We start from the raw sequence: 26,680 nt of genomic DNA on the forward strand, positions 1-26,680 counted from the left end.
TTGGGAACCGCCCTGTGCGGAGCCGCATGCAGGGTGGTGTGGGGGCTGGAGGCTAGATACCTCCGGCTACCCGATTATGTTTTGTTTTCGATGAGTTCTCTAACTGCGTTAAATATTTCTGTACTATCACTATATTCTACATCTTTATCCTCAATAGATTCGAATAGGCTCAATACACCGACTAATTGTTGCATTAGTCGTATTATCTTATGTGATCTTTTTACTTTGTTATCATCTGCCTTTCTCCATTGCATTTTGCTTACAGAATATTGATTATTTCTGTAATCATACTCAACATCATTTGTTATGTTAGAAAGCATATGATTCATTATATCAATTGGAGTTTCCGACAGGTCTAAATACGTTAGCAATGCTTGTGGGTTTAGACCTATATTATTTTGAATACAGCATTGATAAACAAAAGACTCATCATGAATTGTTATCTTATTGTGCGCTATTGAAATATCAGCCTCATTTCTTAGCCATTTTTTTAGTAACAAATAAATAGATTCACAATGATTAATAACTGAAGGTTCTTCAATTAGTGAAGGGTCGATAATCGCGGAAGAATGTATGTGACAGAGAACTATTTCAATAAATACTTGTACTTCGGATAATAAACTATCTAATGCTCGATCGACCACATTTTCATATTGCCACCCCGGTGTATCTGTATCAGGGGACAAGTATTTTTTCTCTAAATTTGGAATCCGAGTGTGTATTAGATTTAATGCCTTTTCCGATTCTCTTAATACCTCAATGTTAAGTTTCTCTTTTACACTTTCTTTTTTTGAAATTTTAGCTTTATTCCAAAGGTTATAAACAACACTATGTGTTATAGAAAGATCTTTTTTTTCTTTAAGCTCAAGTAGTTTTTCAACATGACTATTCACCTCTAGAATTACAGGCGTCAAATCAGGTATAAAAACTTTTCCTAGGTCACCACTTGGAGCAATTAATGACAAAAAGTCACTGAGATCTCGCTCATCAATCGCTTTAATAAACCTACCTGTATCAGGATCAACTATCTGAGCTCTAACCCTTAATTCTTTAGTCATTTAAGTAATCCTAATAATAAATTGAATTGAAAAACATAACAGCTTATTCAATAGCAGCACAATAATGTTCCAGGCTGCTCAATTCAAACTTCAAAGGTACCACCGCTAAGTCCCTGTTGTAAATCGAATATTTTCGTGAAAACGTAAGTAATGCTCAAAATATTGCCGGAGAAAGAATGCGTCTTTGTTTACGCGGTCTATACAACACTTTAAAAAATTTCGCAGGAGATTGATATGTATGGGTTTTCTCGAATGTTACAAAATTATCGATGCGTAAAAAGCTCATTTTACGCATCCTTTGGCGCCAGAATTATCTCAATTTGGAGAAAATCAGTTATACCTGTATAGGCAACCAGTCATTTGGACGACAAGTAAGGCGGTCATAATCGATTAGAAAAAGTAAGGTTATGCTGATTATCCCATTGCTAGCACCAACTCATTTTGGGGCAAAATGTTTTACGACCACCAACTTTATACTTCATTTATATTGGATCCGTTACGGTAGTCCATTACTTCAATTTAATCCATTGCCTGCCGCAGGTGATGTATAGGATATACAAATGTCGCGATCACATGGTCAATGATGTTCCCGACATCATCATGACATTTCCCAAATCCCTATGGGTCAGATGTGAAAGAGCGACCTTTTGTGCAGATACAACTGCGAGACGCTGCACTCTTTATATAAATCAAAAGGTCCATGTAAGCTCTGCCAAAACAAATAACATCCATGTTAAACGGCCAGTTCGGCATCCTTGCCTCTCGCTCAGAGCGTTTCACACTGTGAAATTTCGCCATGTTTTGGTCAAATTTGTTCCAGACAAATAATGACATTCTTGCCATCCTTGGCAGTCAGAAGCTCGCTGCTGCATCTACACTGGGATTATTATCTCTTCGATTTGACTGTATTCGTGGCAATTAAAAAAGCTAAAAAAACCAAGAATCTAATCAGCTAAAGGACTCCCTTTGAATTGAGGACGCAGAGAAAATAGCGTGAGCTTGACAGGACGTCAGGCTAGCTTTCGCGGTGCAGGGTCACTCCTTAGCATCCATGCCACCGTGACATTTGTAAATCCATTTACTTCAGACTCACCATCGGAAGCGTTAGCATTTTCGAATAAGACCGAAGTTATCAACAAACGAAGTTAAAAGCTGGATCAATCCCCATCGAAAATCATGCGCTTTTCAGCATTTTTCGTTAGGGCGCTGAGGGTTTGTTAAGGGCTTCTTTTGTAAAATGTGTGCGCTTTCCCCCTTGACTCAGCTCTTTGCAAAAGAAGGGGCGAAGCGCCACGACGTTAATCCAAACGGAGTTTGGAATTACAGGCTGAAACCCAGATATCAAAATCAGCAGTGGGCAGAAAACCCACGATATTAATCCAAACGAAGTTTGGAAATGCAGAATAAAATCCACAGGTCAAAATCAGCTGTGGGTGGAAAACCACGACGTTAATCCAAACGAAGTTTGGAAATACAAAAAGGAAACCAATGGTCTAAATTAGCTAAGCGCCGAAAAACGGTTTAAAATCACAAAAAATAGCAATTATTTAATGCTGTTAAGATGTTCTATTTTTTATCATTTACAATGTCAGTCCGACAAGAAATAATAACAACAATAACGATTTCTCTTGAGCTTATCTATGCCTACTTCTAATAACACTGAAATTTTTGCTAAAGCAGAACAACTATGTCACGACAATGGTGTAAAGCTAACGGCAAAAAGAAAGAATGTTTTAGGTGTATTACTTAACTCTAGCAAACCCTTATCAGCCTATGAAATCGTTGATATTTACCGTGCGACACACCAAGAATCATTAGCACCGATGTCTGTTTATCGTATGCTGGATATACTCAGTGAACTGCCTTTAGTGCATAAGCTATCATCTGAAAATAAGTACCTTGCTTGTTCACACATCACTTGCGCTCACAAGCACCAAGTACCGCAGTTTTTGATTTGTAAAAGTTGCGGCAAAGTGGCCGAGAAGGGCATTCAAGCCAGCGTGATCGAGGCTTTAAAAGAGAGCATTCAACAAGCGGACTTTCAACTGCTCAACTCTCAAATAGAATTACAATGCTTGTGTAATGACTGTGCTAACCCTAGTGAAAAGCCCAATGAGTAACGCATTCTTTATATTTGACACTTGAGCCACTCAGCGCAACTGATAGATTCACCTCTGATATCCTCAACAAAAAAGCGACCCTAAGGTCGCTTAATGTCATTGTGGTACTAAAACAATGCAGTTTGAGTTTACACCGCGGACTTGCCCCTTGTCTGTCGGGACTAGTGACAAGGTTTAACGCTATCAAATTTAACTATCCAAATAGCGTTAGTGGCGATGCTAAGACAATGAAGTTTGGGGTTTACCGCGGAGTTGACTGATGTCAATGAGCAGTGAAAACCTTAAACAGAAGCCGTATTAGCAAGTCCAAGCAGCAATTAATGCTGAAAATTAGAATTGATACTTTACACTCGCGGTAAAGTTAATCGGCTCACCCGGCATAGTCCATAACCTGTGATAGGAGCTTTCAAAGTATTGCTCATTAAACAGGTTATTCACATCAAGCATTACACTAAACTTGCTGCTTAACTCTATCGCTGCGGATAGGTTCACTAAGGTGTATGCAGGTAAAATATAATCAGGTGATGTGGTTTCACCTAGACGGTCGCCAACGTAATTGACCGTAGCGCCAAAATAAGCTTCTTTACCCATAATGTCAGTATAATGTCTTAGGGCCACATGACCGACATGCTCTGCAACGTTGATTAAACGTGAACCTTTAGGGATTGGCACGCCCCAGTCATTATCAATCAAATCGTTTGCTGTTCTTGCATCGGTATAAGCGTAGGCTAACTCAATGCTGGTATCAGCCGTTAGTAAGGTGGTCAGCTGAAACTCAACTCCCTGACTTTCAACCTCACCTAAAGTCGCAGAAAGCCCTGTGTCTGGCTCTGCTGTTAACATATTGGTTTTGCTGGCATCAAACAGTGCAAGGCTACCGGAGAACCTGTCAGCGACATTTTGCCATTTAAGACCGACTTCGAAAGATTTAGTTTGTTCTGGGTCAAAAGCATTTCTGTCTGAATCAAGCCCAGGATTAGGTCTGAAACCTTCAGCGTAGCTGGTGTAAATATTGATATTGTCATCCAATTCATAGACAAAACCGAAACGAGAAGATACTTCAGTTTGATCTTGCTCTTGAGACTCATTATCCAGTTTATTGACAATGTGCTGATTAAAGCTATCGACTCTGAAGCCCAATAACAGCTTGGCTTTATCAGTCAACTCAATTAAATCTTGGGCGTAAAAACCAAGGCCTTTTTGCTCTTCAAAGGTTAAGGTTGTTGGTGTGGTTTCAGGCTGATACATAGTGTAATCAGGGTTATTAGGGTTGATTGAGTATGTCGCATCGCCTGAACCCCAAGCGGTTCGCCACACTCTATAATCAGTATCTAGCTGGAAGTTATAATAATCTAACCCAATTAATAGATTATTGGTCATTCCACCAAGCTCTACGTCACCGCTAACTTCAAAACGCGCCGAGAAGTCTTGCGCCTGATAATCACGCTCTCTTCTTTGTCTTGATAAGGTATTTGGGTCGCTATAAATCAGCTGGCGGCCGTCAGATAGTTCAGCATCTGAAGATTGACCTTTAAAGGATGAATCCCGATAAGCTAAACCGGCTAATAAGTGCCACGAGTTATTAAGCTGATGATTTAATAGTAGTTGGTGTCCTAGCGCTTCAACTTTATGGGCTCCGTCTCGGGTATCACCATAAAATGCGGCAGTATCGACAGCGTCAAAATCATTATCTAATACATAGACACCGCGATCTAACGGCTTGCTTTGATGTAGAATTTCCATTTCATAACTTAAGCTGGTGGCGTCAGAGATATTCCACAAAAGTGACGGGCTTAAATTCAAGCTTTCAATATCAACATGGTCACGAAAGGTATCTGAATCTTCGTAAAAGCCATTGATGCGGTAAGCAACATCGTCACTAATGCCTTTGGTGTGATCAAATTCCACTTGTTTTTGATTGAAATTACCTAAGGTTCCCTGAATATAACCTTGTTCATCAAATTGCGGCTTTTTAGTGATGATATTGACCGTGCCACCCGGTTCACCTTGTCCGTACAGTGCTGAGCCTGGCCCTTTCATTACTTCAATGGTTTCAATATTGGCGGTATTTCTGTTGCCGTTATAACCTCGCGAGTTAAAGCCATTTACTAAGTAACCTGTCGGGTTATTTTCGTCGCCCGAAAAACCGCGAATAGCAAAGCTATCAAACATACCGCCAGAGTTATTTTGCCTTACGATACTAGGCGAAAAGTCCAAGGCGTCCATGAAACGAGTAATGCCCTCGTTTTTGATGGTATCGGCATTAATTCTATCTACTGCTTGGGGAGTATCAATCAATGGTACGTTGCCTCGGTAAGGCTGCCAAAGTCTATTTACCTCAATGCGCTCAATATCATCATTAGTTTCTGAGGTTGGGTTATTGCTATCTTGCGCTAACGCACCATTAGAAATGACAATAATTGAATATAGAAAATGCTTTTTCACGTGCTTTGCCCTATCAAGGATGGATTAAAAAGGCAATGTTATAACATATCATTTATTTCGTCAAAGTGAAGCCAGTAACAAACAGTCACTTTGGCCACTTAAGGGTTTTGAAATACATAAAGCTATTGAGAACGGCAAACAGAAAGTCCGCTGCTGGTACTTTTTAGCGGGGACAGTGAAAAACCAGTTAATCCCAAAGGAGTTTCGAGGTTCAGAAAGGGCGCATCTGGCTTAAACAGGAGATCTTTATTAATCCCATAGTTAAATACAAATAGTTAAATACAAATAGTTAAATACAAATAGTTAAATACAAATAGTTAGATGCAGAATGTTAAATAAAAACATTTAAATACAGTAGGTTAGGCGAAATCTGTTAGGTGGAATTAATTAGAGACAAATAGTTAGGTGCAATTTATTAGGTGGGATTAATTTGGGACATATAGTTAGATGCGATTTGTTAGGTGAAATTAATTCGAGACAATTAGTTAGATAGCATTATTAAACTATAAATAGTTAGCGGCAAATTGCGCTAATATCGCACCTTTTTCCTGTCGATTTAGAGTCCTTATCAAAGGCTATTTTAAGTTTTACCATTGAGTGTGTTACTGCTGCAGATAAGTTCACATTTTCAATCACGAAACAGCCTTTCGACTCGCATCTTTTATCAAAACCTATGTGTTCATCACCATGGGATCCTATTCCGTAGCTGTCAATAACGATAAAGGCGGGCGCGTTAAGTAGAATTTGCTCAATAGCATCACTGGTTAGCGCAGTATTCATAACGCCATAGTTTGGCGTGCCGTAACCATTTTGCTCAATGTTTGCGGTAAAAAGTACCAATGCTTTGTCTGCTAACGCTAAAGGCTCTAAATCATCCACTGACGGCATTTCGTGAGTACAATTTATAACAACGACATCGACTTCATACTGTGCTTCTAATGGCTCTGAATCGTAACAATCAATATGAGTACCTATGTGACCAAAAGCGCCGACGGCGTCAGACTGCTTTTTTGCCCATTCATAGGCAGGGTGGCCGCTTTCAATAACAAGGCTTAGCTTTTGTTCATGCATATGTCATCTCTTTAGGATTCATCGCCAACGAGTATTGGGCGGGGGCAACTAATGGGCAATATATAGATTATTATATGATTATATAAGCAGTAGTGTCCTAACTTATGTGTCCTAACTTATGTGTCCTAACTTATGTGTCCTAACTTATGTGTACTAACTTAGAGTTTATGGCTATGCATTGATTACTCTGTTGCAAGCGCCAATGATAAGCAAACTTTAAATTAGACAATAAAAAGCCCCTTAGAATATTAATCCTAAAGGGCCGATTATTGCTCTATGTTGCAAGAGCTGTTTTGCGCTAACAAAACATCAAGGGTAAACGTCCAACGGATTTAGCAAGCAATTGCATACTTAATGCGTCTTTAGTTTTATTGCTGCTAACACTCACCTAAATTGTAGGTATTGATGCTAGCAACAACATAATAGCGTTTAGTACGATTTGTGCATTTCAACAAAGATACGTTTGTAGCTGTTGATTACGCGATCAAATAATTTAGTCATCTTTTAAATCTCCACTCAGTAATAATTTCAAATTAGTAGAGTTGGGGATGTAACTTGAAATCCATTCTGTTCAAGTCCAATCGACCTTCTCTCAACACGGGGCGAATATTAAAGCCTGCCGATGTTTTTCTCAAACGAGTTAAATTAATCTCACGCATTAGCAAAACTAATGAGTGAGATGTGGCTGTCTGCTTTGTTTTTGAACTATTATTTTTATTTGTTGTTTGTATTCAATTGTTTAATTATTTAAATTGAAGCCGTAAGGGTTAAAATATGTATCCCATGGTTTTGTTTTGATCTAATTTTGTTACTTAGGCTAAATTCATTAGCAAAACATGGATTAGGGAACACTATTTTAAAAAAATGTAAAAAAATCCCTAGCAATATTCGGGGTATTGGTCAATACATAAAAGTTGGTAGTTTGCGCTATTGCCCAAAACCCACAGAAAACCCATTAAGGGTGGCAAGTTTGATTGATTTGAATCAAATTTAGATGATATAAAATAGAGGTGTGCACCATTAATTATTTTTATAAGTAACTGTTTTTGCTGATTTTATGATTTTGGTGGGCTTGGTTTATTTGCGCTGTGTCACCCTTTGCTATCTTGGTGTGACAAACGTCTCACTATTGTGGTGCTAAGGCGAAATAAACTAAAAACGAAATTGAGTTACGGTAGTCTTAAAATAACAATTCATTAACCTGTTTTTTTGGGTGCTGCTTTAGATTAATAAATTTATTTCCTGCAATAACACTTTTGTTTTTGAGGAAGTCGACATGACATTTGGATGTACTGGGTAAGGAGTCGCCAATGATTATTGAAGAGGTTGTTGAACTGTCACGGTTACAGTTCGCGCTAACAGCCATGTACCACTTTATATTTGTACCTTTAACCTTAGGTCTAGCGTTTATTTTGGCTATTATGGAATCCGTTTACGTGATGACTAATAACCAAATCTACAAAGACATGACTAAGTTTTGGGGTAAGTTATTCGGAATTAACTTTGCTTTAGGTGTTACCACCGGTTTAGCAATGGAATTCCAGTTCGGTACTAACTGGGCGTATTTCTCACATTATGTGGGTGATATTTTTGGTGCTCCACTGGCGATTGAAGGCTTAATGGCTTTCTTCTTAGAATCTACCTTAGTGGGTATGTTCTTCTTCGGTTGGGATCGCTTTAGTAAGCGTCAACATTTAGCGGTTACTTGGTTAGTTGCTATCGGCTCTAACATGTCAGCTTTATGGATCCTGATTGCTAATGGTTGGATGCAAAACCCAGTAGGGTCAGTGTTTAACTATGAAACAATGCGTATGGAAATGACCAGCTTCGCTGAAGTACTGTTCAACCCTGTTGCGCAAGTTAAGTTTGTTCATACAGTCGCATCAGGTTATGTTGCCGGCGCGATGTTCGTCTTGGCAATTAGTTCTTACTTTATCCTTAAAGGTCGTGATTTACCGTTTGCCCGTCGCTCGTTTGCGATTGCTGCAAGTTTTGGTATGGCGTCAATCCTATCGGTAATGGTACTAGGCGATGAGTCTGGCTATGAAGTAGGTGAAGTACAGCGCGTTAAATTAGCGGCAATTGAAGCGGAATGGCACACTGAGCCAGCACCAGCGGCCTTTACTGCAGTGGGTTTCCCAAATCAAGAAACCATGCACACTGACTACGCGATTAAGATCCCATACGTAATGGGGATCATTGCAACGCGTTCTTTAGATGAGCAAGTGACTGGTATTATCGACTTAATCGACGAGCATGAAATTCGTATCCGTAACGGTATGATTGCTTACTCTTTACTAGAACAACTTCGCGCAGGTAATGAAACAGAGCAAATTCGTGCTGATTTTGAAATGACCAAAGGCGATTTAGGCTATGGTCTACTGCTAAAACGTTACACAGAAAATGTAGTCGATGCGACAGAAGAGCAAATTAAAGCTGCCGCTAAAGACTCTATTCCTAACGTTGCCCCTATGTTCTGGTCATTCCGTATCATGGTTGCGTGTGGCGTGATTATGCTATTGGTATTTGCTGCGGCATTCTGGCAAAGCACCCGTCATAAAATTGAAGAAAAACCATGGGTATTACGTGCAGCGCTATACAGCTTGCCACTACCTTGGATTGCAATTGAATGTGGTTGGTTTGTGGCAGAGTATGGTCGTCAACCTTGGACCATTTCAGAAGTCTTACCGACCTTTATGTCAGCATCAACGCTAACGCCAGGTGATATATGGTTCAGTATCATTTCAATCACTGTGTTCTACTCAATACTATTAGTGATCGAAATGTTCTTAATGTTTAAGTTTGCTCGTCTTGGCCCATCATGCCTTAAGACAGGTAGATATCATTTTGAAAACCAAGATGCTTAATCTGAGGACCTGATTATGTTTGATTATGAAATGCTAAGATTTATCTGGTGGGCTCTGGTTGGCGTATTGCTAGTTGGGTTTGCTGTGACAGATGGTTTTGATATGGGTGTGGGTGCGTTATTACCAATTATTGGTAAAGACGACACTGAGCGCCGTATCATGATTAACTCGATTGCCCCTCACTGGGATGGTAACCAAGTTTGGTTAATTACTGCAGGTGGTGCGTTATTTGCCGCTTGGCCAACAGTATATGCCGTGTCGTTCTCGGGTTTTTATGTGGCAATGATGTTGGTGTTATTCGCCTTATTCCTGCGCCCTGTTGGTTTTGATTACCGCTCAAAAATTGAAGATCCAAAATGGCGTAAGTCGTGGGATTGGGCCTTGTTTGTCGGTGGTTTTGTACCTCCATTAGTTATCGGTGTTGCTTTTGGTAACTTATTACAAGGTGTACCGTTTGAGTTCGATGAATACCTACGTGCAACTTATCAAGGTGGCTTACTAGGCCTACTAAACCCATTTGGTTTATTAGCTGGCTTAATCAGTGCACTTATGATGATGATGCAAGGTGCTTCATGGTTACAAATGAAAACCGAAGGTGAGCTACGTGTTCGCGCTGCTAAAGCATCACAAGTGTGTGGTTTGTTAGTGACAGTGTTGTTTGCTGCTGCGGGTGTTTGGTTAGTAAATGGTATTGACGGTTATGTGGTTACTTCAGTAATCGATACTGCTGGTCCTTCTAATCCAACGGCTAAAACTGTTGCTATAGAAGCAGGCGCATGGTTAGTTAACTATGACAAGTATCCTCTGACTATGCTGTTCCCAGCATTAGGTTTGTTGATGCCAATCTTGGTGATTCTAGCAAGTCGCTTTAACCGAAGTGGTTTTGCATTCTTATTTAGCTCACTAGCTATTGCAGGCATTATCGTGACATGTGGCGCATCAATGTTCCCATTCGTCATGCCTTCATCGCTTGATCCAAATGTGAGCTTAACGATGTGGGATGCAACCGCAAGTGAAATGACCCTTAATGTGATGACTTGGGCGGCGATTATTTTCGTACCGACAGTATTAAGTTACACCATTTGGACTTACTACAAGATGTTTGGTCGCTTAAACCGCGACTTCATTGAAAAGAACAAAGCATCACTTTATTAATTAAGGAGCCATTATGTGGTATTTCGCTTGGATTTTAGGTGTATTACTGGCCTGTGCTTTTGGCATCATTAATGCGCTTTGGCTTGAAAACACTGAAAACTTAGACCGTATTAGCGAGTCTGAAGCTAAAAATAAGTAAGTGTTTTAAGTTGTAAAATATCAAACCCTGCCTAGTGCAGGGTTTTTTATTGTTTAAAATTAGCTGATGGGTGAAATAAGGGAAGCAAGCTTACAAAGGTTGAATGAGTTATCGTTTTTAAAGCGCTTAAATAGACTGGTACTGGGCTGCGGTAATAAACTGACCAAAGCTTTCACACCAAATAATGATGGTGTTGTAAGTTGCGATATCCACCTCTTTTGGTATTGGCACTAAGAAATTGTCGAAGGTTTTGATGTCGGCCACTTGCACCATCGTTGATTTTAAACGGTTAAAATCCGCTTCTGTTTCTACAAACTCTTTGGCCAAATACACTTTAAAGTCAGGACCTGGTGACAGCTTGCCATTCAGTGCAATAAATTCATCGCCTAGGGTCACTTTGCCTTCGCCCCAATGCAATGCGTCGCTATCTTTGAGGTTACGGCTGAATTGACCTGTAAAGCGTTGCACAGAGTCAATTGACTGCACTTGCTCGCGACTTGGTGCATCTGGTGCAGTAAGAATAGGTAAGGTATAAATGCCCGCGCCAAAGCCAATGGCGAGTACGAGTGCATGGGTTGAAAGTAGTGCGATAACGGTGCGTTTTTTCATTCTGTACCTGTTCTGTCATTAAAGTGGTAGTTAATCGTAACCTCATTATCAAATAAAGGGGCATGAACTTTACCGTTCATGCCCCATATAACGACCTGAGTTAACAATCTTTTATTACAAACAAATGATTAAATTTTAAAGAAGTTAATCTTGGTTTTTAGCTCTCCTGCCAGCGCTGTTAGTCCGTCAGCGACTTCAACTGTTTCTCCTGCGCGCTCTTGGCCTTCATTGGCAAGGGATGATATCTGATGCAAGTTACGGGTGATTTCATCAGCAACGGCGCTTTGCTGCTCTGTGGCGCTAGCGATACTGCTAGTGAAAGTGCTAGTGAAAGTGCTAGTGAAAGTCGCTTGCCCTAACACAGCACAATGCTTTGATTATGCATCAGTGCAGGGCGATATTACTGTAGGTTTAAAAGCTAACTTCTACACTTAAGCCGGGCTTATTATCATGTAATGCTATTTTGCCGTTATGCAGTTGAATAATGGCTTGTACTAAGGTGAGTCCTAAACCAAAACCGGCGATTTGACGACTTTTTTCGATGCGGTATAAACGCTGAAATACCTTGTCTTTCTCGCTATCACAAATACCTGGGCCGTTATCACTAATGATAAAACCGTTGGCGGTTAGCTCAACGTTAATGGCGGCATTAACGCCTGCGTATTTAGTGGCGTTTTCTAATAGATTATATATGGCCCGAAACAGGAGGGTGGCATCGCCTTGAATAGACAGAGCGTGAACGCTTTTTATCTTGACCACTTGCTGGTTTTCTTCCGCTAGCGGCTCAATTAAATCCACGGCATCGATAATGACGTCATGTAAATCAACCATTTTGAACTGTTGGCTATTATCGTGCTGTTGTTGCTGGAGACGGGTGAGTTCAAGCATTGCACTAAAGGTAAATAATATTTCGTCGAGCTTATTGAGCATATTCTGCAGCGGCTCAGTGGGCAAATTATGCTGTTGTTTATCCAGTAGTTCAGATTCAATTTGTTGCCTTAAATGGCCAAGCGGGGTGCGTAAGTCATGGGCAATGGCATCAGTAATGCCGGCAATGGTGTCAAAGGAGTGCTGTAATTGGCTAAGCATGGTATTGATATGCAATGCCATATGGTCATATTCATCATTTTGTTCAGAGACCGTCACCCGCGCGCTTAGCTCGCCCGATTCAACCCGTAATGCCACTTGGTTAAAGCTATTAATTCGCTTTAATACCCGCATAGAAAAAATCAAGCCTGTGAGTAAACCCAATAAAACAGCCAATAATAATGCTATGACTGAGGCACTGATAAATTGCGCTTTAAGTTCATGTAATGACTCATCATCTACCGCAATAATCAGCGTACCTGTAGCGGTTGAGTGAGCACAGCCTGAAACCAGTCTGATTTCATCATATTGATCAAGCCAAATAGGAAAGCGCGTTAAGCTTGGGCACTGGGATAGCGCAGTCGGGACTTCACTCAGCCTGCCTATAAGCTGTTGCTTGGTTTGATAACTGAGAATGTACTGCCGTGAGCTTTGGGCTTGCAGCTCAAATTGTTCACTAAACTGCTCGGGGGTTAATTGCTCAGCAAGTAAGGTTTGCTGCGCAATCAGGTTATCCATTTGCAACTGCTGTTGGCGGTTCATTTGCCCAATACTTAATTGGTACAAAACCACCAGTAAAATGCTGACAACCGCTAATAATAAAACGGTATATAAGCGGGTTAAACGCCAAACTGAATGGGCGCTTTTAACCCTGTGCCACCATTCTGTAACCAACGCCACGTACCGTTTCCAGTAAAGGGGGAAGACCATCAAATTCTACCTTTTTACGCAATCGTGCCATATGCACATCAATAACATTGGTTTGTGGATCAAATTGATAATCCCAAACGGCTTCAAACAGTAACGAGCGAGATAGTACTTGGCCACTGTGCTCCATTAAATGGCGTAACAACTTAAACTCTTTGGGTTGTAGTGAAATCTCAGTTAAGCCTCTAAACACCTTATGGGAAAGCAGATCCATTTTAAGATCGGCGACCTGTAACGTGCTGATGATTTTTTCATGATGGGTGCCTTTGCGCTGAATTAATATTTCAATACGCACCAGTAGCTCAGAAAGGGCGAAGGGCTTAATCAAATAATCATCCCCGCCTTCACGCAGGCCTTTTACACGCTCAGATACACTGTCTAAGGCACTTAAAAATAGCACTGGGGTTTGCTTGCCTGCATTTCTTAGGGTGCTTAATACACTTAAGCCATCTAATTTAGGCAGCATCCTGTCCAGTACAATTAATTGGTAATCACCCTCTAGGGCTAAAAATAACCCGTCTTGGCCATTATCCGCTAGGTCGATTTCATAGCCTTGTTCTTGCAGGGCTTTTTGCAAGTATTGCTGGGTTGTTAGATTATCTTCAATAACAAGAATGCGCAAAATACTCTTCCTCAAGGGGAGTTACCTCCCCAAAAAACAATGCTGAATTAGTGCTTTATAACAGGAATGATGGTGCCAGTTTTTACATCCACTATGATGCGTTTTGCGCCTTCTTCACCCATCAGTTTAAACTTGTAGAAAGTAATGCCTTTTTTGTTCTCTAATTCAAATTCAAAGATATCAGCCTGGTATTTTTGCTTTAATGTAGCAATGGTTGTTGCTAAGTTAAAGTCTGAAGCTTGCAACTCTTGTAATGCTAATAGCTCATCATCATCTAAGCGGCTTAGACTATTTTTGGTTTTGTGTTTTAGCACTGCGCCATCTTCAAGGCTGAGTTCAAGCTTATGCTTCTTTTGGGCATCAAGATTGACGGCTTCCATTTCATAGATGGCTTGATTGTTATGCTCATCAATTTCAAATTCAGTAATGTGCTTTGCATAATCAGTGCTGACCTTTTCAATCGCTTGCTCTAAGCTGAAGTTAGCCCGTTGCATTGCCAGTGTTGCCAATACGTCGTCTTCTTGTCCTGCGAATGCCGATAATGAGGTAATGGCCAATGTGGCGCAAATGAGTTGAGTCAATTTCATGTTATTTCCTAGTGATTTGTCTGTTGAGAACTGAATTGTACGCGTTAATCCATTTCAGCAGGGTGGACAAAAAATTACAAAAAGTTAATGTTCGAATTTAGGCTGCAATACAGGCGTTGATCTAAGTGTAGCGTAATGCAATAAGCTACTGCATCAACATGGTTAGGCAAATATAAAAAACGGCGCTTAATAGCGCCGTTTTTTATTGCAGAGGTAGCGACTAATATTAGGCGCTTATTGGTGTAAGGCTTGGCTGTTGCTGTGGCCTTTTCTTCATTAATAAAAGGTACATAGTTGGCACCCAAATTAACGATAACAAGGTGGTGAGTAAGGTGCCGCCAGCAATCGCTATTGCAAAGGGAGGCCAGAAACCGCCGCCTGCGATAATCAGTGGCAAGAAGCCGCCAATGGTGGTGATGGTGGTTGAGCCAATATGTCTGCCGCAGCCGCTAACAATGTTGATGATGGTTTCAAGGTTGCCAAGTCTTGCCTCTGGCATGTCTTCAAGTTCTGCCAAAATAACAATAGCGGCATTAATGGCCAGCCCCATTAGGCCTAATAAGCCGATAATCACGGTAAAGCCAAACGGAAACCCAAACACATACACTGCCAGCAGACCAAGCCCAGCTGATTGAAATGCGCTTAATAAGATAATCGCAGTTAATCTAAATGAGTTAAAAGACAGCACCACTGTTGCCAGTAATAAGGTCACCACCACTACGATGTTTGACAGTAAATTGCCCACCGCTTCATTGCGTTTGGCGTTTTCACCGCCGATCTCGATATGGTAACCCGCTGGCAACTCAATTTGGGCGAGTTTATCTTTAACATCATTGAGTACTTTTCCGGGCAGTACGCCACTGACAATGTAGGTTTCAATGGTGTTAACTCGCTCGCCATTGCGCCTTGGGATCCCGCCGCGACTGACATTGATTTCATTGTGGGAAATGGCTGACAGCGGAATAATATTGCCATTATTAGACAGTAAATTAAGCTCAGATAAACGAGTGGCTTGCTCTCTTGAGCTATCTGCTAACCTTACTCTTACTGGTAGCGATTCAGTTTGCTCTAAAATACTGCCGCCTATGATACCTGTGGTAGACATTTCAATTTGTTTGGCGATATCAGTTAAGCTTAAGCCGCTCATTAAGCTGGCATCTTCATTGATTTGCATCCACACCTTTGGTGAGCCTGCACTTAAGGTGGCGCGGGTATGGATCACATCTTTGGTTTGCATAAACAAGCCGCGGGCCTGTTCTCCTAGCTGAGTTAATACATCTAATGATGGCCCGTAAATGCGTAATTCAACTGGGGCGTTAAATGGTGGGCCCTGTTCTAGTTTTCTCACTAAAATTTGCGCTTGGGGAAAAGCATCATCAAACTCAGCTTGTAGCGATAAAATCAGTCGATTCGCCGCATCAAAGTCGGTCACTTTGACCATGGCTTGGGCGTAGTTAGCCGCCCCTTGTTGGCGCTGGGTCAGGTTGTAATAAAACGATGGCGTATTGCCGCCAATGACCCAAGTGCTCATTTCAACATCTTCAAGCGCCCGTAAACGCTGATCAATTTGTTCAACTTGCTGACGGGTATTGGCTAAGCTCACATATGGCGCTAAATACACTTCAATTTGAAACATATCCCGATCCGATGGCGGGAAAAACTGCTCGGTCATTTTAGTTGAAGCAACAAAACCGACAACCGGCAAAATACCAATCAGCACAGCGGTGATCACCGGTCTTTTTAAGCCAATGCGTAAACTGGTTTGAAAAGCATGACTAAGACGCGGGAAGGCCATGCCTTTTTGATACCACGCCATAGACGCATTATCTTGGCTAAAACGCCCCGCCAAACCAGCAATGATGGTGTGTGAAATTAAGTATGAGCCCAGTAGAGCAAACATCACTGAAATGGCGATACCACCAACAAACTCACCTGCTGCGCCGGGCATTAAAACTATCGGAGCAAAGGCCAACATGGTGGTAATGGTTGAGCCCGCAAGCGGCAGCCATAAGTGGTGCAAGGTTTTACTCACGGCTTCAAGTTTACTTAAGCCTTGTTTGCGGCGCTGGGCAATAGCATCAACAATTACAATGGCGTTATCCACCATAATCCCCAGTGCCACCACTAAACCAGTGACTGACATTTGGTGGATGGGCAGTCCGGTGTACTTCATACAGGCGAGGGTAAACAAGGCCGTTAGCGGCAGTGATAATGCCACAATCAGCGCATTTCTTAGCCCAAGGGTGAGCATCAGTACCAGTAAAATAATCACAAAGCCTTGGATTAAATTAATGACTAAATCCCCTAGGCGCACACTGGTATAGCCTTGTTGATCAAACAGCCATTGCACTTGAATGTTAGCCGGTAAGTTAGCGCTAAAGTCATCGACCACTTGGCTTACTTGCGCTTGCCATTGATCAACTCGGTTATCGTCAAGCATTCGGGCCGACACCAATACCCCTTCAGCGCCATTAATCAGCGCAATGCTGGTGGCAGGTGTTTTAGGTTGACGGCTAATATTGGCGACATCACCTAGGCGAATGATCTGACCATTAGTATCAATTTTTAACGGCACTTGGCCCACGCGAGTGATTGAATCAAGCTCGCCTGATACTTCTATCAGCGCTTTAAAGGTAGCGTTATGGATTTCACCAGCTGATATTTTACTGTCTGCATTAGACAAAATAGCGGCAATAGCAGCGGGAGTTAATTTAAGTTGACTGATTTTATTGCCATCAAGCTCAACCAGAATCTCTTCATCTGGGGTGCCAGACAAGTTGACGAAGTCAGTGCCATTAAGTACCCGTAACTTGCTTTGCAGCTCTTTAGCATAACGCCTGAGTACGTCAGTTCGAATTGGGCTGTCGTTTTGCCACACTAAGCCTAAAATCGCGGTGTTGGCGTAACCTGTTTGGTCATCCAAAATGCTGTTTTGCGCCGGTATCGGCAGTGTAGATTTACTGTCGGCGACTAAATCACGGGCTCGAGACCAAACCGGAGCTGTGTCAGTTACCGTGTCTTTAAGCTCTAACTGGATAACGGAAATGCCCGGGCGCGAGGTAGATTGCACTAGCTTTAATTCTTCTAAGCGGCGCAGTTGATTTTCTAACACTTCAGTGACCAAAGCTTCCACTCGCTCAGCCGATGCGCCAGGGTAATGAGTCACCACCGAAGCAAAGCGGTTGGTAATGTTAGGGTCTTCAGTGCGGGGTAAACTGCTAATGGCGCCTAACCCCGCCACCAATAGCAGGGCAATCATTAAACTTGCTAGCCTGCCATTTTCAACAAAGGCCTTAATCATAATGACCTCGCAACAGCTTGTGAGCTTGGGCTAACAATTTGGCCAACCACCAATTTATGTAAGCCCTGAGTGACTATGACATCATTTTTATCAATCGCGCCATTAATAAAGGCTTGTTGCTGGTTGGTGTAAATAATATCAACGTCGCGGCGCTCTAGTTGGGCTTGTCCGTCAGCATTTTTGGTGACCACAAACACATTCCATAAGCCTCGCATACCATCAGTGAGTGCGGAAATGGGCACCCAGTAACCGGCGCTATTGACCTGTTGTTGGTATTCAAGATAAGCGATTTCACCATTGATCAAGCGGCTGTTATTGGGTAAGTCTACCCGCAGCTGCACAGTGCGAGTGACCGCATCGATTTCTGCGCTGATCCCGGCAATGGTGCCAGTGTAGGTTTGATTGCCAACAGTGATGTTGACGCTTTGATTGGTTTGCATGGTCATCGCGACCGTGTTTGGCACCCCAATATAAGCCTGCTGCTGGTTGTTACCAATTAAGGTAAACACCGGACTACCCAAGGCGATAACTTCGCCGATATTATGGTGACGCTTACTGATGTTGCCATCAAAAGGCGCCACTAATGTGGATTTTGCTAGCTTTAATTCGGTGGCATGAAGCGAGGCTTGTAGGCGTTTTTGATTGGCTTGCAGGCTGGCGACTTGCTGCTGGCTTTCATCAAACTGCTGCTGGGATACATACTGCTTTTTCTTCAGCTTAACGGAACGATTAAAATTACTTTGCGCTAAATCTAAATCGGCTTGGGTTTGCAGTAGTGACGCCGCTAATTGTTGCTGCTCAGCCTGAAGTAATTGGGTATTAAGCTTGGCCAGTTGTTGCCCTTTAATGACGCTATCGCCACTATCAACAACAATGTCGCTTAATTTGCCCGCCAGTTCAAAGCCTATGGCGGTGGTATCGCTTGAGCGCACAATACCCGTGTATCGCTGCTGCTGAAGGTAACTGCTACTGGCATTAAGTGGCTGGGTCATCACATTAGGAATAGTCACTGTTGCCGTATTGGATATTGCGGCCTCATTACAGGCCGTTAACAAAATCAAACTGATGATAATGCCAAGCTTATTGACGCGACGCTGTACGGTGACTTTATTCATGGTGAACATTCCTATTGCTACTGCAACTTCCTTAATTTCAATTAAACCAAGGCTTAATAGCATTGACCAATTGAATACATCATGTGATGCTGGGCTAATAAAGAACTAGACTGTCTAGTCTATTTGGGTTTTAGTTTATTTCTATAAAACTAGACTGTCCAGTCTAATTTGTGATTAGATGTTATTTATTGTTAAGGCGTGGTTGCGCTTGTAGCGAAAACAAACATAAATACAAGAAGATGTGATTATGATAAATGAGGCAAACTCAGCACCGTGCAATCATGGTGCGGTGAAAACTCGTAGCGAACAAAAACGAATGCGGATTTTAGATGCAGCCATTGAGCTTTTTTGCGTGCAAGGTTTTCCTAATACCAGTATGGATTTGGTCGCGAAAAAAGCTGAAGTCTCTAAGCAAACGGTGTATTCACACTTTGGTTCTAAAGATGAGTTATTTGTCGCGGCGATAGAATCTAAGTGTGTGGTGCATCAACTGACCGGCAACTTATTAAATGACTCACTCAATGCTGAGCAAACAATAGTTACCTTTGCGAAACAGTTTAGTGATTTGGTTGTGAGTGAAGAAGTATTAGCAGTTTTCAAAACTTGTCTTGCTCATGCTGATAGCCATCCTGAGTTATCAAAGCTGTATTTTGATGCCGGCCCTAAGCATATTTTAGCCTTGCTGGCGGATTACTTTACCGCGGTGAATCAGCACGGTGAGTATTATTTCCCCCAGCCCCATGACTGCGCCGTTCGCTTAAGTTTAATGCTTTTTGGTGAGCTGAAGCTGCGTTTAGAGCTGCGCCTAGATGCCACAGACTTAATGCCTAAACGGGCGCAATATATTGAAGATACCACGCAGATGTTTTTAAAAGCCCATCGAGTGTAGCAGCGGTAAGCTGGGTTATCGCAAACTGGCTTAGATAACATGGTTATCAGCGCTGAAAAGTGTCATAAAATATTGAAATAGTGATCCAATTTAAAAGCGTTCCAGTATAGACGTTATGATTTATACCTGATAATTTCGATCGATATAATAATGAGAAAGGAAGCGATTAATGAAAACGATTTCAAGTTTGTCCCTCGTGCCAGAGCAAACTGCCTTTGAAGTTAAAAAGCGTTATTCAAAAAGGCTTTCTATTCCCTATGTTGCCAAGCTAGCAGCAGTGTCTAGCTTAGCGTTTAGCGCAACCGCTTCTGCCTACGATTACTCACCGTTTAAGTTTCATGTATCGCGCACTTCAACTGAAGCGGCTCAAGTCGGCAGCTCAGATACCGAACTGCAACGTGATGTATGGCGCATGAAGCTGTCGGCATCGATGCCTATTGGCAAAGAGTGGTCTATCGGCGCCAATGTAGGTTATGACAACCTCGATTATGGCTTTAAAAATGTTGGCGCAGGCCTACTGCAAGGTAACGTTACCCCTTGGAGTTCCATCAATAAATACAGTGCCGGTTTATCTTTAAGTTATCGCCCTAATGCCCAGTGGATGTTTTTATTCGCACCGAAATTACAATATTCCTATGCTAATACGGCATCGTCTTCAGATGCGCAAAGTTATGGGGTTGTGGCTTCAGGTATGTACCGCTTTAAGTCAGGTAACATGCTTGGGGTTGGGGTGGCGTACTTAAATGATATCTCTGAAGTAAAAACCATTCCTTACCTAGCGGTAAAATGGAACATAACCGACAAACTGTCGTTAAGTAATCCATTCCAAGCAGGCTTTAGTGGCCCAGCAGGTTTGGAGCTATCTTATAAACTTGATGACAAATGGAATTTTGGTTTAGGGGCTTCAAGACGTACCGAGCGCTTTCTAGTGACTGATGCTGAGCAAACTATTGAAGTAGAAGAGTGGGTTAGTTTTATTCGTGCGGGCTGGAATATCAGCAAGAAAGTATCGATTAATGCCTATGGTGGTTACTTCTTTGCTGGTGAAATGGAGCTAAGTCAACCTAAGGTGTCTGATGATATTGAAAATCAAGCGGCAGCAGGTTTAGCCATTGATATTAAGTTTTAAGCTTTATTAACTAGCCTTTTAGCAAAGGTGTTACATAAAACTAGCTATAAAAGCGACCATCAGGTCGCTTTTTAGTGGCTGTGGATTAAGCGCTATTAACAGCGTTTATTTTGCCAGCATGTTTTTGCGTAAGCTTTTTTGAGCAGGCTCATCGCCTAGCCAAATCTTGATTAACGCTTGTCTAAACGCTTCATTGGCAATTGTGGCTTGTTCTTGACCATTTTTAAAGCTGGTTACCCCAGCGTCTTTATGGGTGACAAAGGTAAATTGATCGCCTTTGCTGACTTCTTCGTTAAATAGTCCCATAAACGCATCAATACTGCTTTGAATGGATGCGCTATCGCCATTGGTGGCGGCATCAAAACCTTCGACAATGGCATCAGTCATTTTATCTGCGGTGATCATTCCAGAAGTGATATTGAGCCTAATCACTGATATCGGCTGGGCGATAACCGCATCTACATTGGTTGCAGGTGTTGCTAAGTACAAGCTGCCAACATATAAGTCCATAAAGAACTTGCTGCGCACCCCTGCGCCATTAAGGGCAAGCTGTTGCTCTGCAATCGTCATATTATCCGCCAGCTCAACACCTGAAACGGTTTTAGCTTCAGCCATTTGTGGTAACACTAACGCAGCGGTGAGGGCAATTATTGAAAGTCGTTTCATGGGCAACTCATTTTATAAAGTGTGATTTATACGGGCTGTATGCTGATTTTGCACAACAAGACTACGAACGCGTTCCTAGCTTATATTGGCCATTTTGCTCGAACATAATGGCTTGTTTCTTTTTCGGGGCGATCAAAATTGGACCATCATCGAAAAACAAAAAGGCTTTCCAGTTTTGAGCAAACACTGCCCAGGTGGTTTCGATGATTTGGTATTTTTCATAACAGAAAAATACTTGGGTATCGTCACTCCAGTCAATAAACTCAGCAATCGGTTCTGGCAGGGTATTATCTTCAGAGTCCCATGCCGCTTGCCAGTGCTCGGTTTGCTTCCAAGCATCTTGCTTAGCGGCCCAGTCACCCTTAGAAAATAATTCAGCACGATTACACTTATTACTTATCCATTGATTCCAAACCATCATGGCACTTTTGTCCGTTAACGGTTTGATTAATGCTTTGTCTTCATCAGCAACAGGCAAATCTTTATGGTTAAAAATCCACTTGCGCTTATACACATCTAGCGGGATGTAAGTGTGTGCCAAAAATAGCTCCTAGGGTTTAAAGGGTAATTAAGTGGCCAATTATAACTTTTCGCTATAAATAGTGCTAGCTATTGCCTAGCTTTGGGATAAGAACACAGAGAAGGGCTTTATTGAGGCTGGCTTGTTTTGGGATCAGCCTGTATTGCATCGCTTGATATTGAAACAGGCAGATTGAAGCAGGCTCATTACACAAGCTTGCCAAGAGGGTTATCATGACTTCAGTGCGCCCAATACAGCGCACTGAGATCAGTTTTCCCTATAGCGGCTTATAATTTAAAACGGCGAATAAGAGAGTGAAATACCTTGATGGTTTTTTCTAACTCCTCACTGGCATTGAGTGACTTATTGGCCGCAGAGCCCGTATCTGTTGCCCCATCAGCAATTTCAATAATTTGCTGGTTGATGTGCTCTGCAACAGCGCTTTGCTCTTCAACTGCTGAGGACATTTGAAAGGTCATATCGGTAATATTCGTCACCGCACCTTTTATTTTTTCCAGTGATGAGCGAGTTTTCTCAACTACTTCAAGGCCATTTTTAGTGGCAATTTCACCTTGGTGTGACATATCAACAGCGGCATTAGTACGAGCCGACAACTGCTTAATGACACTGTGGATTTGGTCGGTTGATTCACGGGTTTTTAAGGCAAGGGCGCGCACTTCATCGGCGACAACACTGAAGCCACGGCCTTGCTCTCCAGCCCGAGCCGCTTCAATGGCAGCATTGAGAGCCAGTAAGTTGGTTTGTTCAGCAATGGAGGAAATTAAATTGGCCGCTTGACCGATTTCTTCAGTTGAGGTGGCTAACTCTTTAATCGTAATAGCAATGCTGTCAACCGCATGACTTAGCTGGTGGATTGAGCTTAGGGACTCATCGGCCAGCGCTGCGCCAGAATCAACAAAGCTAATGGCATTTTCTGCACTGTGAGAGTTTTCTTCAATTTTTTGGGCGACTTCTTGAATAGCTTGGGACATCTGGGTGATCGCTGAGGCAATTTGTTGAGTCGCTAAGCCTTGATGCTCTACCGCTGCTTGAGTCACTGACACTTGAGTTTTACTGATATTGGAAATTTTGTCTAAGCCACTAACTGACTCATCGATACGAGTTAATGCTGTGCGGCAGCGGGCTATTTCACTAATGAAAGCCATTTTAGCTTGGGCGCTGGTGCCAGTATCATCAAAGTAGGTTTGGGCAACAGTTTCATTGGCAAATGATTTAGGGCTAATTAATAGTAGTTTATTCCACTGACTAGCTTGTTGCTGCAAACTCCAGCCAAGGCTTACTAGTCCAGCGATTAAGCTGGCTGTAGCCGCGACGCTGTTACCTTGCCAAGCAAGCATTAAGGTGAGTATTAGTGAGGGCAGAATAATTGGTAATGCTTTAGTGAAGCCCAATTTTAGGCGACTGCGCAGCGATGATGCTGACTTGCCAGCATTGATGCGCGCATAAGCACTGCTCGCACGTAGTTTTTCATCGGGTTCAGCTTGCACACGTACCGACTCATAGCCCACCAGTTTATTACCATCATAAACTGGAGTGACAAAAGCACTCACCCAGTAATAGTCTCCATTTTTGCGGCGATTTTTTACCAGCCCCATCCATACCTTGCCAGACTTTAATGTCTGCCACATAGTTTCAAATACCGCTTTGGGCATATCTGGGTGGCGAACAAGGTTATGCGGCTGACCAATTAGCTCTTCTCGGCTATAGCCACTGGTGTCGATGAATGCTTGGTTACAGTGGGTAATAACCCCTTGTGGATCAGTGCTGGAAATTAATGGTTTATCAGGTGAGAACAGATATTCTTTATTACTTGTTATACGTGCTGTCATATTTTTTCTTATTATTTTGTGACTAAGATCAAGTAAACTTGGGTGGTGTGACTCTGACCTCACTTTAAGGTAAATGCAATTTAAGCAACAAATAATTAACAGTGTAAATTCGGTTAGTTACGGTTTTATCGATAACAAAGAGATTTTAAGTGTATTAGAAACAGTTATTAAAACAATCGTTTAAATATTTATGGGTTATTTAACGGGTGATTCAAATTGTTACATTTGGCTGGGTGATATTAGGATGCTTTTAGCATTAGTTGCTGATTTTAAATACCTTACCTATCCCAATAAATCATATTGAGAAGACAAAAAAGCCCTGATGTCGCGAGCTACATCAGGGCTTTGTTACTGTTATCAATAAATCAGCGGGCTAGTATTACAAACCGTTGATGTACTGATCAACCGTTGACTCTGGCACCATAGTGGCAAGCTCTGATTTAACGTTTTGGTTGCCTTGTAGCAATTGCTCAAACTGTTTTATCAATGCCAGCTTGTCTGGTGAGACTCTATCGCCTGCCCCAATGTTGGTTAAATCAATCATGAAGCCGTCAAATAAATCAGCTAAATCGTCAACGATATCCATGTTCAAGAATTGGTCTTGATTATAAATACTTGGGTAACCTGCTTTTTGCTTATCAATGGCAAAAGAGTCACCTTTTAAGTTTTTAATGCTGGTGGATTTATCACATGACAACATACAACCATTATCAATTCGTGGTTTTTCACAGCCAACACTTTGTTGGAAGAAGCATTGTCTGCTGGCCATTAACAAAATTGGATGATAAATGCTGTAAAGCATTTTAAAGTCTTTAGGTCGGGCTAGTTGCTTCATTTGTTGGCGGTTAATTTCATTTGAAATAAACGCACCGCTACAATCAAAGCCTTCTTTTAAGGCTAATAAAGCGTATGAGTTGGTGGTATTTAAAAATGGTCCAGCAATCCATTTAACACCTAGCTTTTGGGCGTGATAAGCAATACCTGTATTGTTAGTTACGATAAGCTCAGGTTTTACTTGTTGTAAAATATTAAGCGCTGCATCGTAATCTTTACCAATCAATACTGGCGGGAACCATGGAATTAAGCGTGGGTTTTGCTTGAAGAATTCCACATATTTAGTGCAGCCACGTTTATAGGCATCTGGCAGTTTGAAATAAATATCAGCATCGGTTGCTTGGGCTAGTGCCACATCCGCTTCATCACAAATCAAAATAGATAACTGTGGCTGGGCTGTTTCAGCGTCAGCTTTTACTGCCACTTTAGGGTGGCGTTCAAGTTTTGGTAACTCAACCGTTGGGATCACTTCAATGCCATCGTTTAAATAAGCTAACAGCTGATTTTTAAGGGTGGTGATCTCGCGATATGGAATACTTAAGCCATCTGCTAAACCACTGCAATCTAAGCTGATTAATTCATAATTGGCGTTATTGATATTTTTAAACCGCTTTTCAATGGCTTCTTGGTCAACACTGAGTTTTTCGCTTGGCAGCATACTGCTGCTTGAATGCAGCACTAAGGTTTGCTGCTCTGCCGAGGCCAGTTTACTGCTCATTTGTTCAGTGGTAACAGTCAGGCTTAAGGGCTGACCTTGTTCACTGGCAAAGGCCAATGATAGCTTGATTTTCTCAATACTTAAGTGGGCAATTTTATCATCCACAGAGGCATTTATTTGCTGCTTATCGATTTGCAATTGCTGCTGGGCATCGTGGATTTGCACCACTGAAATCGACTCACCTTTTTCTGCTTTTAATTGCTCAACCAAATGATTTTTAGAGTTATCCCGTGGGTTATCAATAAACATTGATTGATTTAAATCGCCGCGTAAAAAGGCGTTGGTAAAGTCGCGGTTAAATACTTTATATAAGCGCTCGCCATCTTGGGTCAATTCACCTGTTTCAACATAGCCATCAATTTGCTTACGGAAACTATCAATCACAGTATGTACGTAACTGGCACCTTTAATACGGCCTTCAACTTTAAATGAATACACTCCAGCTTCAATTAACGCCGGTAGGTCAAAAAAGGCGGAGTTATCTTTAATGTTTAGCGGAAAATTATTACCTGATTCAGTGGTTTCATACTCTTCACGACAAGCTTGGCTACAGCGGCCTCGGTTACCTGAGTTACCCGCGCTGGCTGAGGTTGAGTAACATAAACCTGAAAACGCCACACATAATGAGCCATGGACAAACACTTCAAGGAGCATGTCATGCTCGCGGCCAACTTCAGCAAGGGTAGTGATTTCACGTAGGTTTAGTTCACGGGATAAATTCACCCGCTCTGCGCCTAAATGCTTTAAAAACGGGATTTGGCCTGCATTGTGGGTGGTTAACTGGGTTGAAGCGTGAATAGCTAAAGTCGGAAAATGTTTTCTCAGTACATACAGTAAGCCCAAATCTTGCACAATAACGCCGTCTAAGGTGGTATTTACCAACTTATTAAGTAACTTCATTAAGGTTTTAAATTCTTGCTCAAGAATAACGATATTCAAGGTTAAGAAGATTTCGCAGTCGTACTGATGGGCAAGTCGAATGATCCCAACCAATTGGTCAAAAGAAATATTAGCAGCGCGATTACGAGCGTTAAAGGTATCTAAGCCGCAATAAACAGCATCTGCACCAGCAATAATTGCGGCTTTAATCGCCTCGACATCACCGCCAGGGGCTAATAATTCAATCTTAGGTTTCATGTTTTAGACTTGCTCCGTTAATTTTAATGCAGGGATGTTACCCGTATATTTTAC

Annotated in this window: 19 protein-coding genes and 1 pseudogene; 6 read left to right on the top strand and 14 right to left on the bottom strand. The window is 41.9% G+C overall.

All coding sequences use genetic code 11. The features are described from left to right. Window positions 1-74 precede the first annotated feature (74 nt). Window positions 75-1,058 (bottom strand): hypothetical protein, encoded by a 984-nt coding sequence (locus Q4533_RS05785; protein WP_303502277.1) that lies wholly within the window; start codon window positions 1,056-1,058, stop codon window positions 75-77. A gap of 1,640 nt (window positions 1,059-2,698) precedes the next feature. Between Q4533_RS05785 and Q4533_RS05790 the strand changes: the two genes are divergently transcribed. Further along, a complete protein-coding gene (locus Q4533_RS05790) occupies window positions 2,699-3,178 on the top strand; it encodes a Fur family transcriptional regulator (protein ID WP_102531868.1) in 480 nt (159 codons plus the stop codon). Between the two features lie 330 nt (window positions 3,179-3,508). On the opposite strand, the gene Q4533_RS05795 is transcribed toward Q4533_RS05790, so the two are convergent. Together Q4533_RS05795 and Q4533_RS05800 are read right to left on the bottom strand one after the other, a co-directional pair. Beyond that, on the bottom strand, window positions 3,509-5,623 hold the full coding sequence (locus tag Q4533_RS05795) for a TonB-dependent siderophore receptor (RefSeq protein WP_102436252.1): 2,115 nt from the start codon (window positions 5,621-5,623) through the stop codon (window positions 3,509-3,511). 513 nt (window positions 5,624-6,136) lie between these two features. Continuing rightward, a complete protein-coding gene (locus Q4533_RS05800) occupies window positions 6,137-6,694 on the bottom strand; it encodes a hypothetical protein (protein ID WP_102475426.1) in 558 nt (185 codons plus the stop codon). Window positions 6,695-8,004: 1,310 nt separating this feature from the next. Between Q4533_RS05800 and Q4533_RS05805 the strand changes: the two genes are divergently transcribed. From Q4533_RS05805 to cydX, 3 genes are read left to right on the top strand one after another with little or no spacing between them, the layout of a single operon-like run. Continuing rightward, window positions 8,005-9,561: a cytochrome ubiquinol oxidase subunit I gene (locus Q4533_RS05805; protein WP_102438741.1), complete on the top strand. Its 1,557-nt coding sequence runs from the start codon at window positions 8,005-8,007 to the stop codon at window positions 9,559-9,561. A 15-nt stretch (window positions 9,562-9,576) separates the two neighbouring features. Continuing rightward, window positions 9,577-10,716, top strand: a complete 1,140-nt coding sequence (gene cydB / locus Q4533_RS05810; RefSeq protein WP_102438739.1) for a cytochrome d ubiquinol oxidase subunit II — start codon at window positions 9,577-9,579, stop codon at window positions 10,714-10,716. A gap of 13 nt (window positions 10,717-10,729) precedes the next feature. After that, on the top strand, window positions 10,730-10,855 hold the full coding sequence (cydX, locus tag Q4533_RS05815) for a cytochrome bd-I oxidase subunit CydX (RefSeq protein ID WP_102438737.1): 126 nt from the start codon (window positions 10,730-10,732) through the stop codon (window positions 10,853-10,855). Window positions 10,856-10,981: 126 nt separating this feature from the next. Here cydX and Q4533_RS05820 read toward each other — a convergent pair whose 3' ends face one another. The 7 genes and pseudogenes from Q4533_RS05820 to Q4533_RS05850 all read right to left on the bottom strand — a co-directional run bounded on the left by Q4533_RS05820 (window position 10,982) and on the right by Q4533_RS05850 (window position 18,883). Next, on the bottom strand, window positions 10,982-11,464 hold the full coding sequence (locus Q4533_RS05820) for a DM13 domain-containing protein (protein ID WP_102519880.1): 483 nt from the start codon (window positions 11,462-11,464) through the stop codon (window positions 10,982-10,984). A gap of 128 nt (window positions 11,465-11,592) precedes the next feature. Continuing rightward, window positions 11,593-11,778: pseudogene (locus tag Q4533_RS05825) on the bottom strand (methyl-accepting chemotaxis protein); the annotation flags it as partial. Window positions 11,779-11,875: 97 nt separating this feature from the next. After that, window positions 11,876-13,231 carry a HAMP domain-containing sensor histidine kinase gene (locus tag Q4533_RS05830; protein ID WP_303502280.1) on the bottom strand — a complete coding sequence of 452 codons (1,356 nt, stop codon included), beginning with the start codon at window positions 13,229-13,231 and terminating at the stop codon, window positions 11,876-11,878. Further along, on the bottom strand, window positions 13,197-13,880 hold the full coding sequence (locus Q4533_RS05835; protein ID WP_303414335.1) for a response regulator transcription factor: 684 nt from the start codon (window positions 13,878-13,880) through the stop codon (window positions 13,197-13,199). The genes Q4533_RS05830 and Q4533_RS05835 overlap by 35 nt, the downstream gene beginning before the upstream one ends. A 47-nt stretch (window positions 13,881-13,927) precedes the next feature. Then, window positions 13,928-14,467, bottom strand: coding sequence for a PepSY domain-containing protein (locus tag Q4533_RS05840; protein ID WP_303414337.1), 540 nt, complete (start codon window positions 14,465-14,467; stop codon window positions 13,928-13,930). Window positions 14,468-14,693: 226 nt separating this feature from the next. After that, window positions 14,694-17,768 (bottom strand): efflux RND transporter permease subunit, encoded by a 3,075-nt coding sequence (locus tag Q4533_RS05845; protein WP_303502283.1) that lies wholly within the window; start codon window positions 17,766-17,768, stop codon window positions 14,694-14,696. Next, window positions 17,765-18,883: an efflux RND transporter periplasmic adaptor subunit gene (locus tag Q4533_RS05850; protein WP_303502285.1), complete on the bottom strand. Its 1,119-nt coding sequence runs from the start codon at window positions 18,881-18,883 to the stop codon at window positions 17,765-17,767. Before Q4533_RS05850 ends, Q4533_RS05845 begins: the two co-directional genes overlap by 4 nt. Window positions 18,884-19,130: 247 nt before the next feature. Here Q4533_RS05850 and Q4533_RS05855 point away from each other — a divergent pair, with 247 nt between their 5' ends. Then, complete coding sequence (locus tag Q4533_RS05855; protein WP_303502287.1) at window positions 19,131-19,772, top strand: TetR/AcrR family transcriptional regulator; 642 nt, start codon at window positions 19,131-19,133, stop codon at window positions 19,770-19,772. Window positions 19,773-19,941: 169 nt separating this feature from the next. Then, complete coding sequence (locus tag Q4533_RS05860; protein ID WP_133126422.1) at window positions 19,942-20,901, top strand: DUF6268 family outer membrane beta-barrel protein; 960 nt, start codon at window positions 19,942-19,944, stop codon at window positions 20,899-20,901. Window positions 20,902-21,006: 105 nt separating this feature from the next. On the opposite strand, the gene Q4533_RS05865 is transcribed toward Q4533_RS05860, so the two are convergent. The 4 genes from Q4533_RS05865 to Q4533_RS05880 form a co-directional block, all read right to left on the bottom strand. Further along, a complete protein-coding gene (locus tag Q4533_RS05865) occupies window positions 21,007-21,567 on the bottom strand; it encodes a chalcone isomerase family protein (RefSeq protein ID WP_102438720.1) in 561 nt (186 codons plus the stop codon). A gap of 61 nt (window positions 21,568-21,628) precedes the next feature. Beyond that, complete coding sequence (locus tag Q4533_RS05870; protein WP_102475418.1) at window positions 21,629-22,108, bottom strand: DUF2947 domain-containing protein; 480 nt, start codon at window positions 22,106-22,108, stop codon at window positions 21,629-21,631. 266 nt (window positions 22,109-22,374) lie between these two features. After that, on the bottom strand, window positions 22,375-23,937 hold the full coding sequence (locus tag Q4533_RS05875; protein ID WP_303414348.1) for a PAS domain-containing methyl-accepting chemotaxis protein: 1,563 nt from the start codon (window positions 23,935-23,937) through the stop codon (window positions 22,375-22,377). Window positions 23,938-24,316: 379 nt separating this feature from the next. After that, the gene (locus Q4533_RS05880; protein WP_303502289.1) at window positions 24,317-26,626 is read right to left on the bottom strand and encodes a peptidase U32 family protein; all 2,310 of its coding nucleotides are present in this window, start codon (window positions 26,624-26,626) and stop codon (window positions 24,317-24,319) included. Window positions 26,627-26,680: the final 54 nt, after the last annotated feature.

The sequence above is a fragment of the Shewanella sp. 6_MG-2023 genome (assembly GCF_030547195.1).
Classification (GTDB): domain Bacteria; phylum Pseudomonadota; class Gammaproteobacteria; order Enterobacterales; family Shewanellaceae; genus Shewanella.

Bases quoted from the DNA above. Each gene is read 5' to 3' on its own strand.
- Q4533_RS05860 (WP_133126422.1), top strand. From the start codon at position 19,942: ATGAAAACGATTTCAAGTTTGTCCCTCGTGCCAGAGCAAACTGCCTTT.
- Q4533_RS05845 (WP_303502283.1), bottom strand. From the start codon at position 17,768: ATGATTAAGGCCTTTGTTGAAAATGGCAGGCTAGCAAGTTTAATGATT.
- Q4533_RS05800 (WP_102475426.1), bottom strand. From the start codon at position 6,694: ATGCATGAACAAAAGCTAAGCCTTGTTATTGAAAGCGGCCACCCTGCC.
- Q4533_RS05840 (WP_303414337.1), bottom strand. From the start codon at position 14,467: ATGAAATTGACTCAACTCATTTGCGCCACATTGGCCATTACCTCATTA.
- cydX (WP_102438737.1), top strand. From the start codon at position 10,730: ATGTGGTATTTCGCTTGGATTTTAGGTGTATTACTGGCCTGTGCTTTT.
- Q4533_RS05785 (WP_303502277.1), bottom strand. From the start codon at position 1,058: ATGACTAAAGAATTAAGGGTTAGAGCTCAGATAGTTGATCCTGATACA.
- Q4533_RS05805 (WP_102438741.1), top strand. From the start codon at position 8,005: ATGATTATTGAAGAGGTTGTTGAACTGTCACGGTTACAGTTCGCGCTA.
- Q4533_RS05875 (WP_303414348.1), bottom strand. From the start codon at position 23,937: ATGACAGCACGTATAACAAGTAATAAAGAATATCTGTTCTCACCTGAT.
- cydB (WP_102438739.1), top strand. From the start codon at position 9,577: ATGTTTGATTATGAAATGCTAAGATTTATCTGGTGGGCTCTGGTTGGC.
- Q4533_RS05790 (WP_102531868.1), top strand. From the start codon at position 2,699: ATGCCTACTTCTAATAACACTGAAATTTTTGCTAAAGCAGAACAACTA.
- Q4533_RS05880 (WP_303502289.1), bottom strand. From the start codon at position 26,626: ATGAAACCTAAGATTGAATTATTAGCCCCTGGCGGTGATGTCGAGGCG.
- Q4533_RS05850 (WP_303502285.1), bottom strand. From the start codon at position 18,883: ATGAATAAAGTCACCGTACAGCGTCGCGTCAATAAGCTTGGCATTATC.
- Q4533_RS05855 (WP_303502287.1), top strand. From the start codon at position 19,131: ATGATAAATGAGGCAAACTCAGCACCGTGCAATCATGGTGCGGTGAAA.
- Q4533_RS05865 (WP_102438720.1), bottom strand. From the start codon at position 21,567: ATGAAACGACTTTCAATAATTGCCCTCACCGCTGCGTTAGTGTTACCA.
- Q4533_RS05820 (WP_102519880.1), bottom strand. From the start codon at position 11,464: ATGAAAAAACGCACCGTTATCGCACTACTTTCAACCCATGCACTCGTA.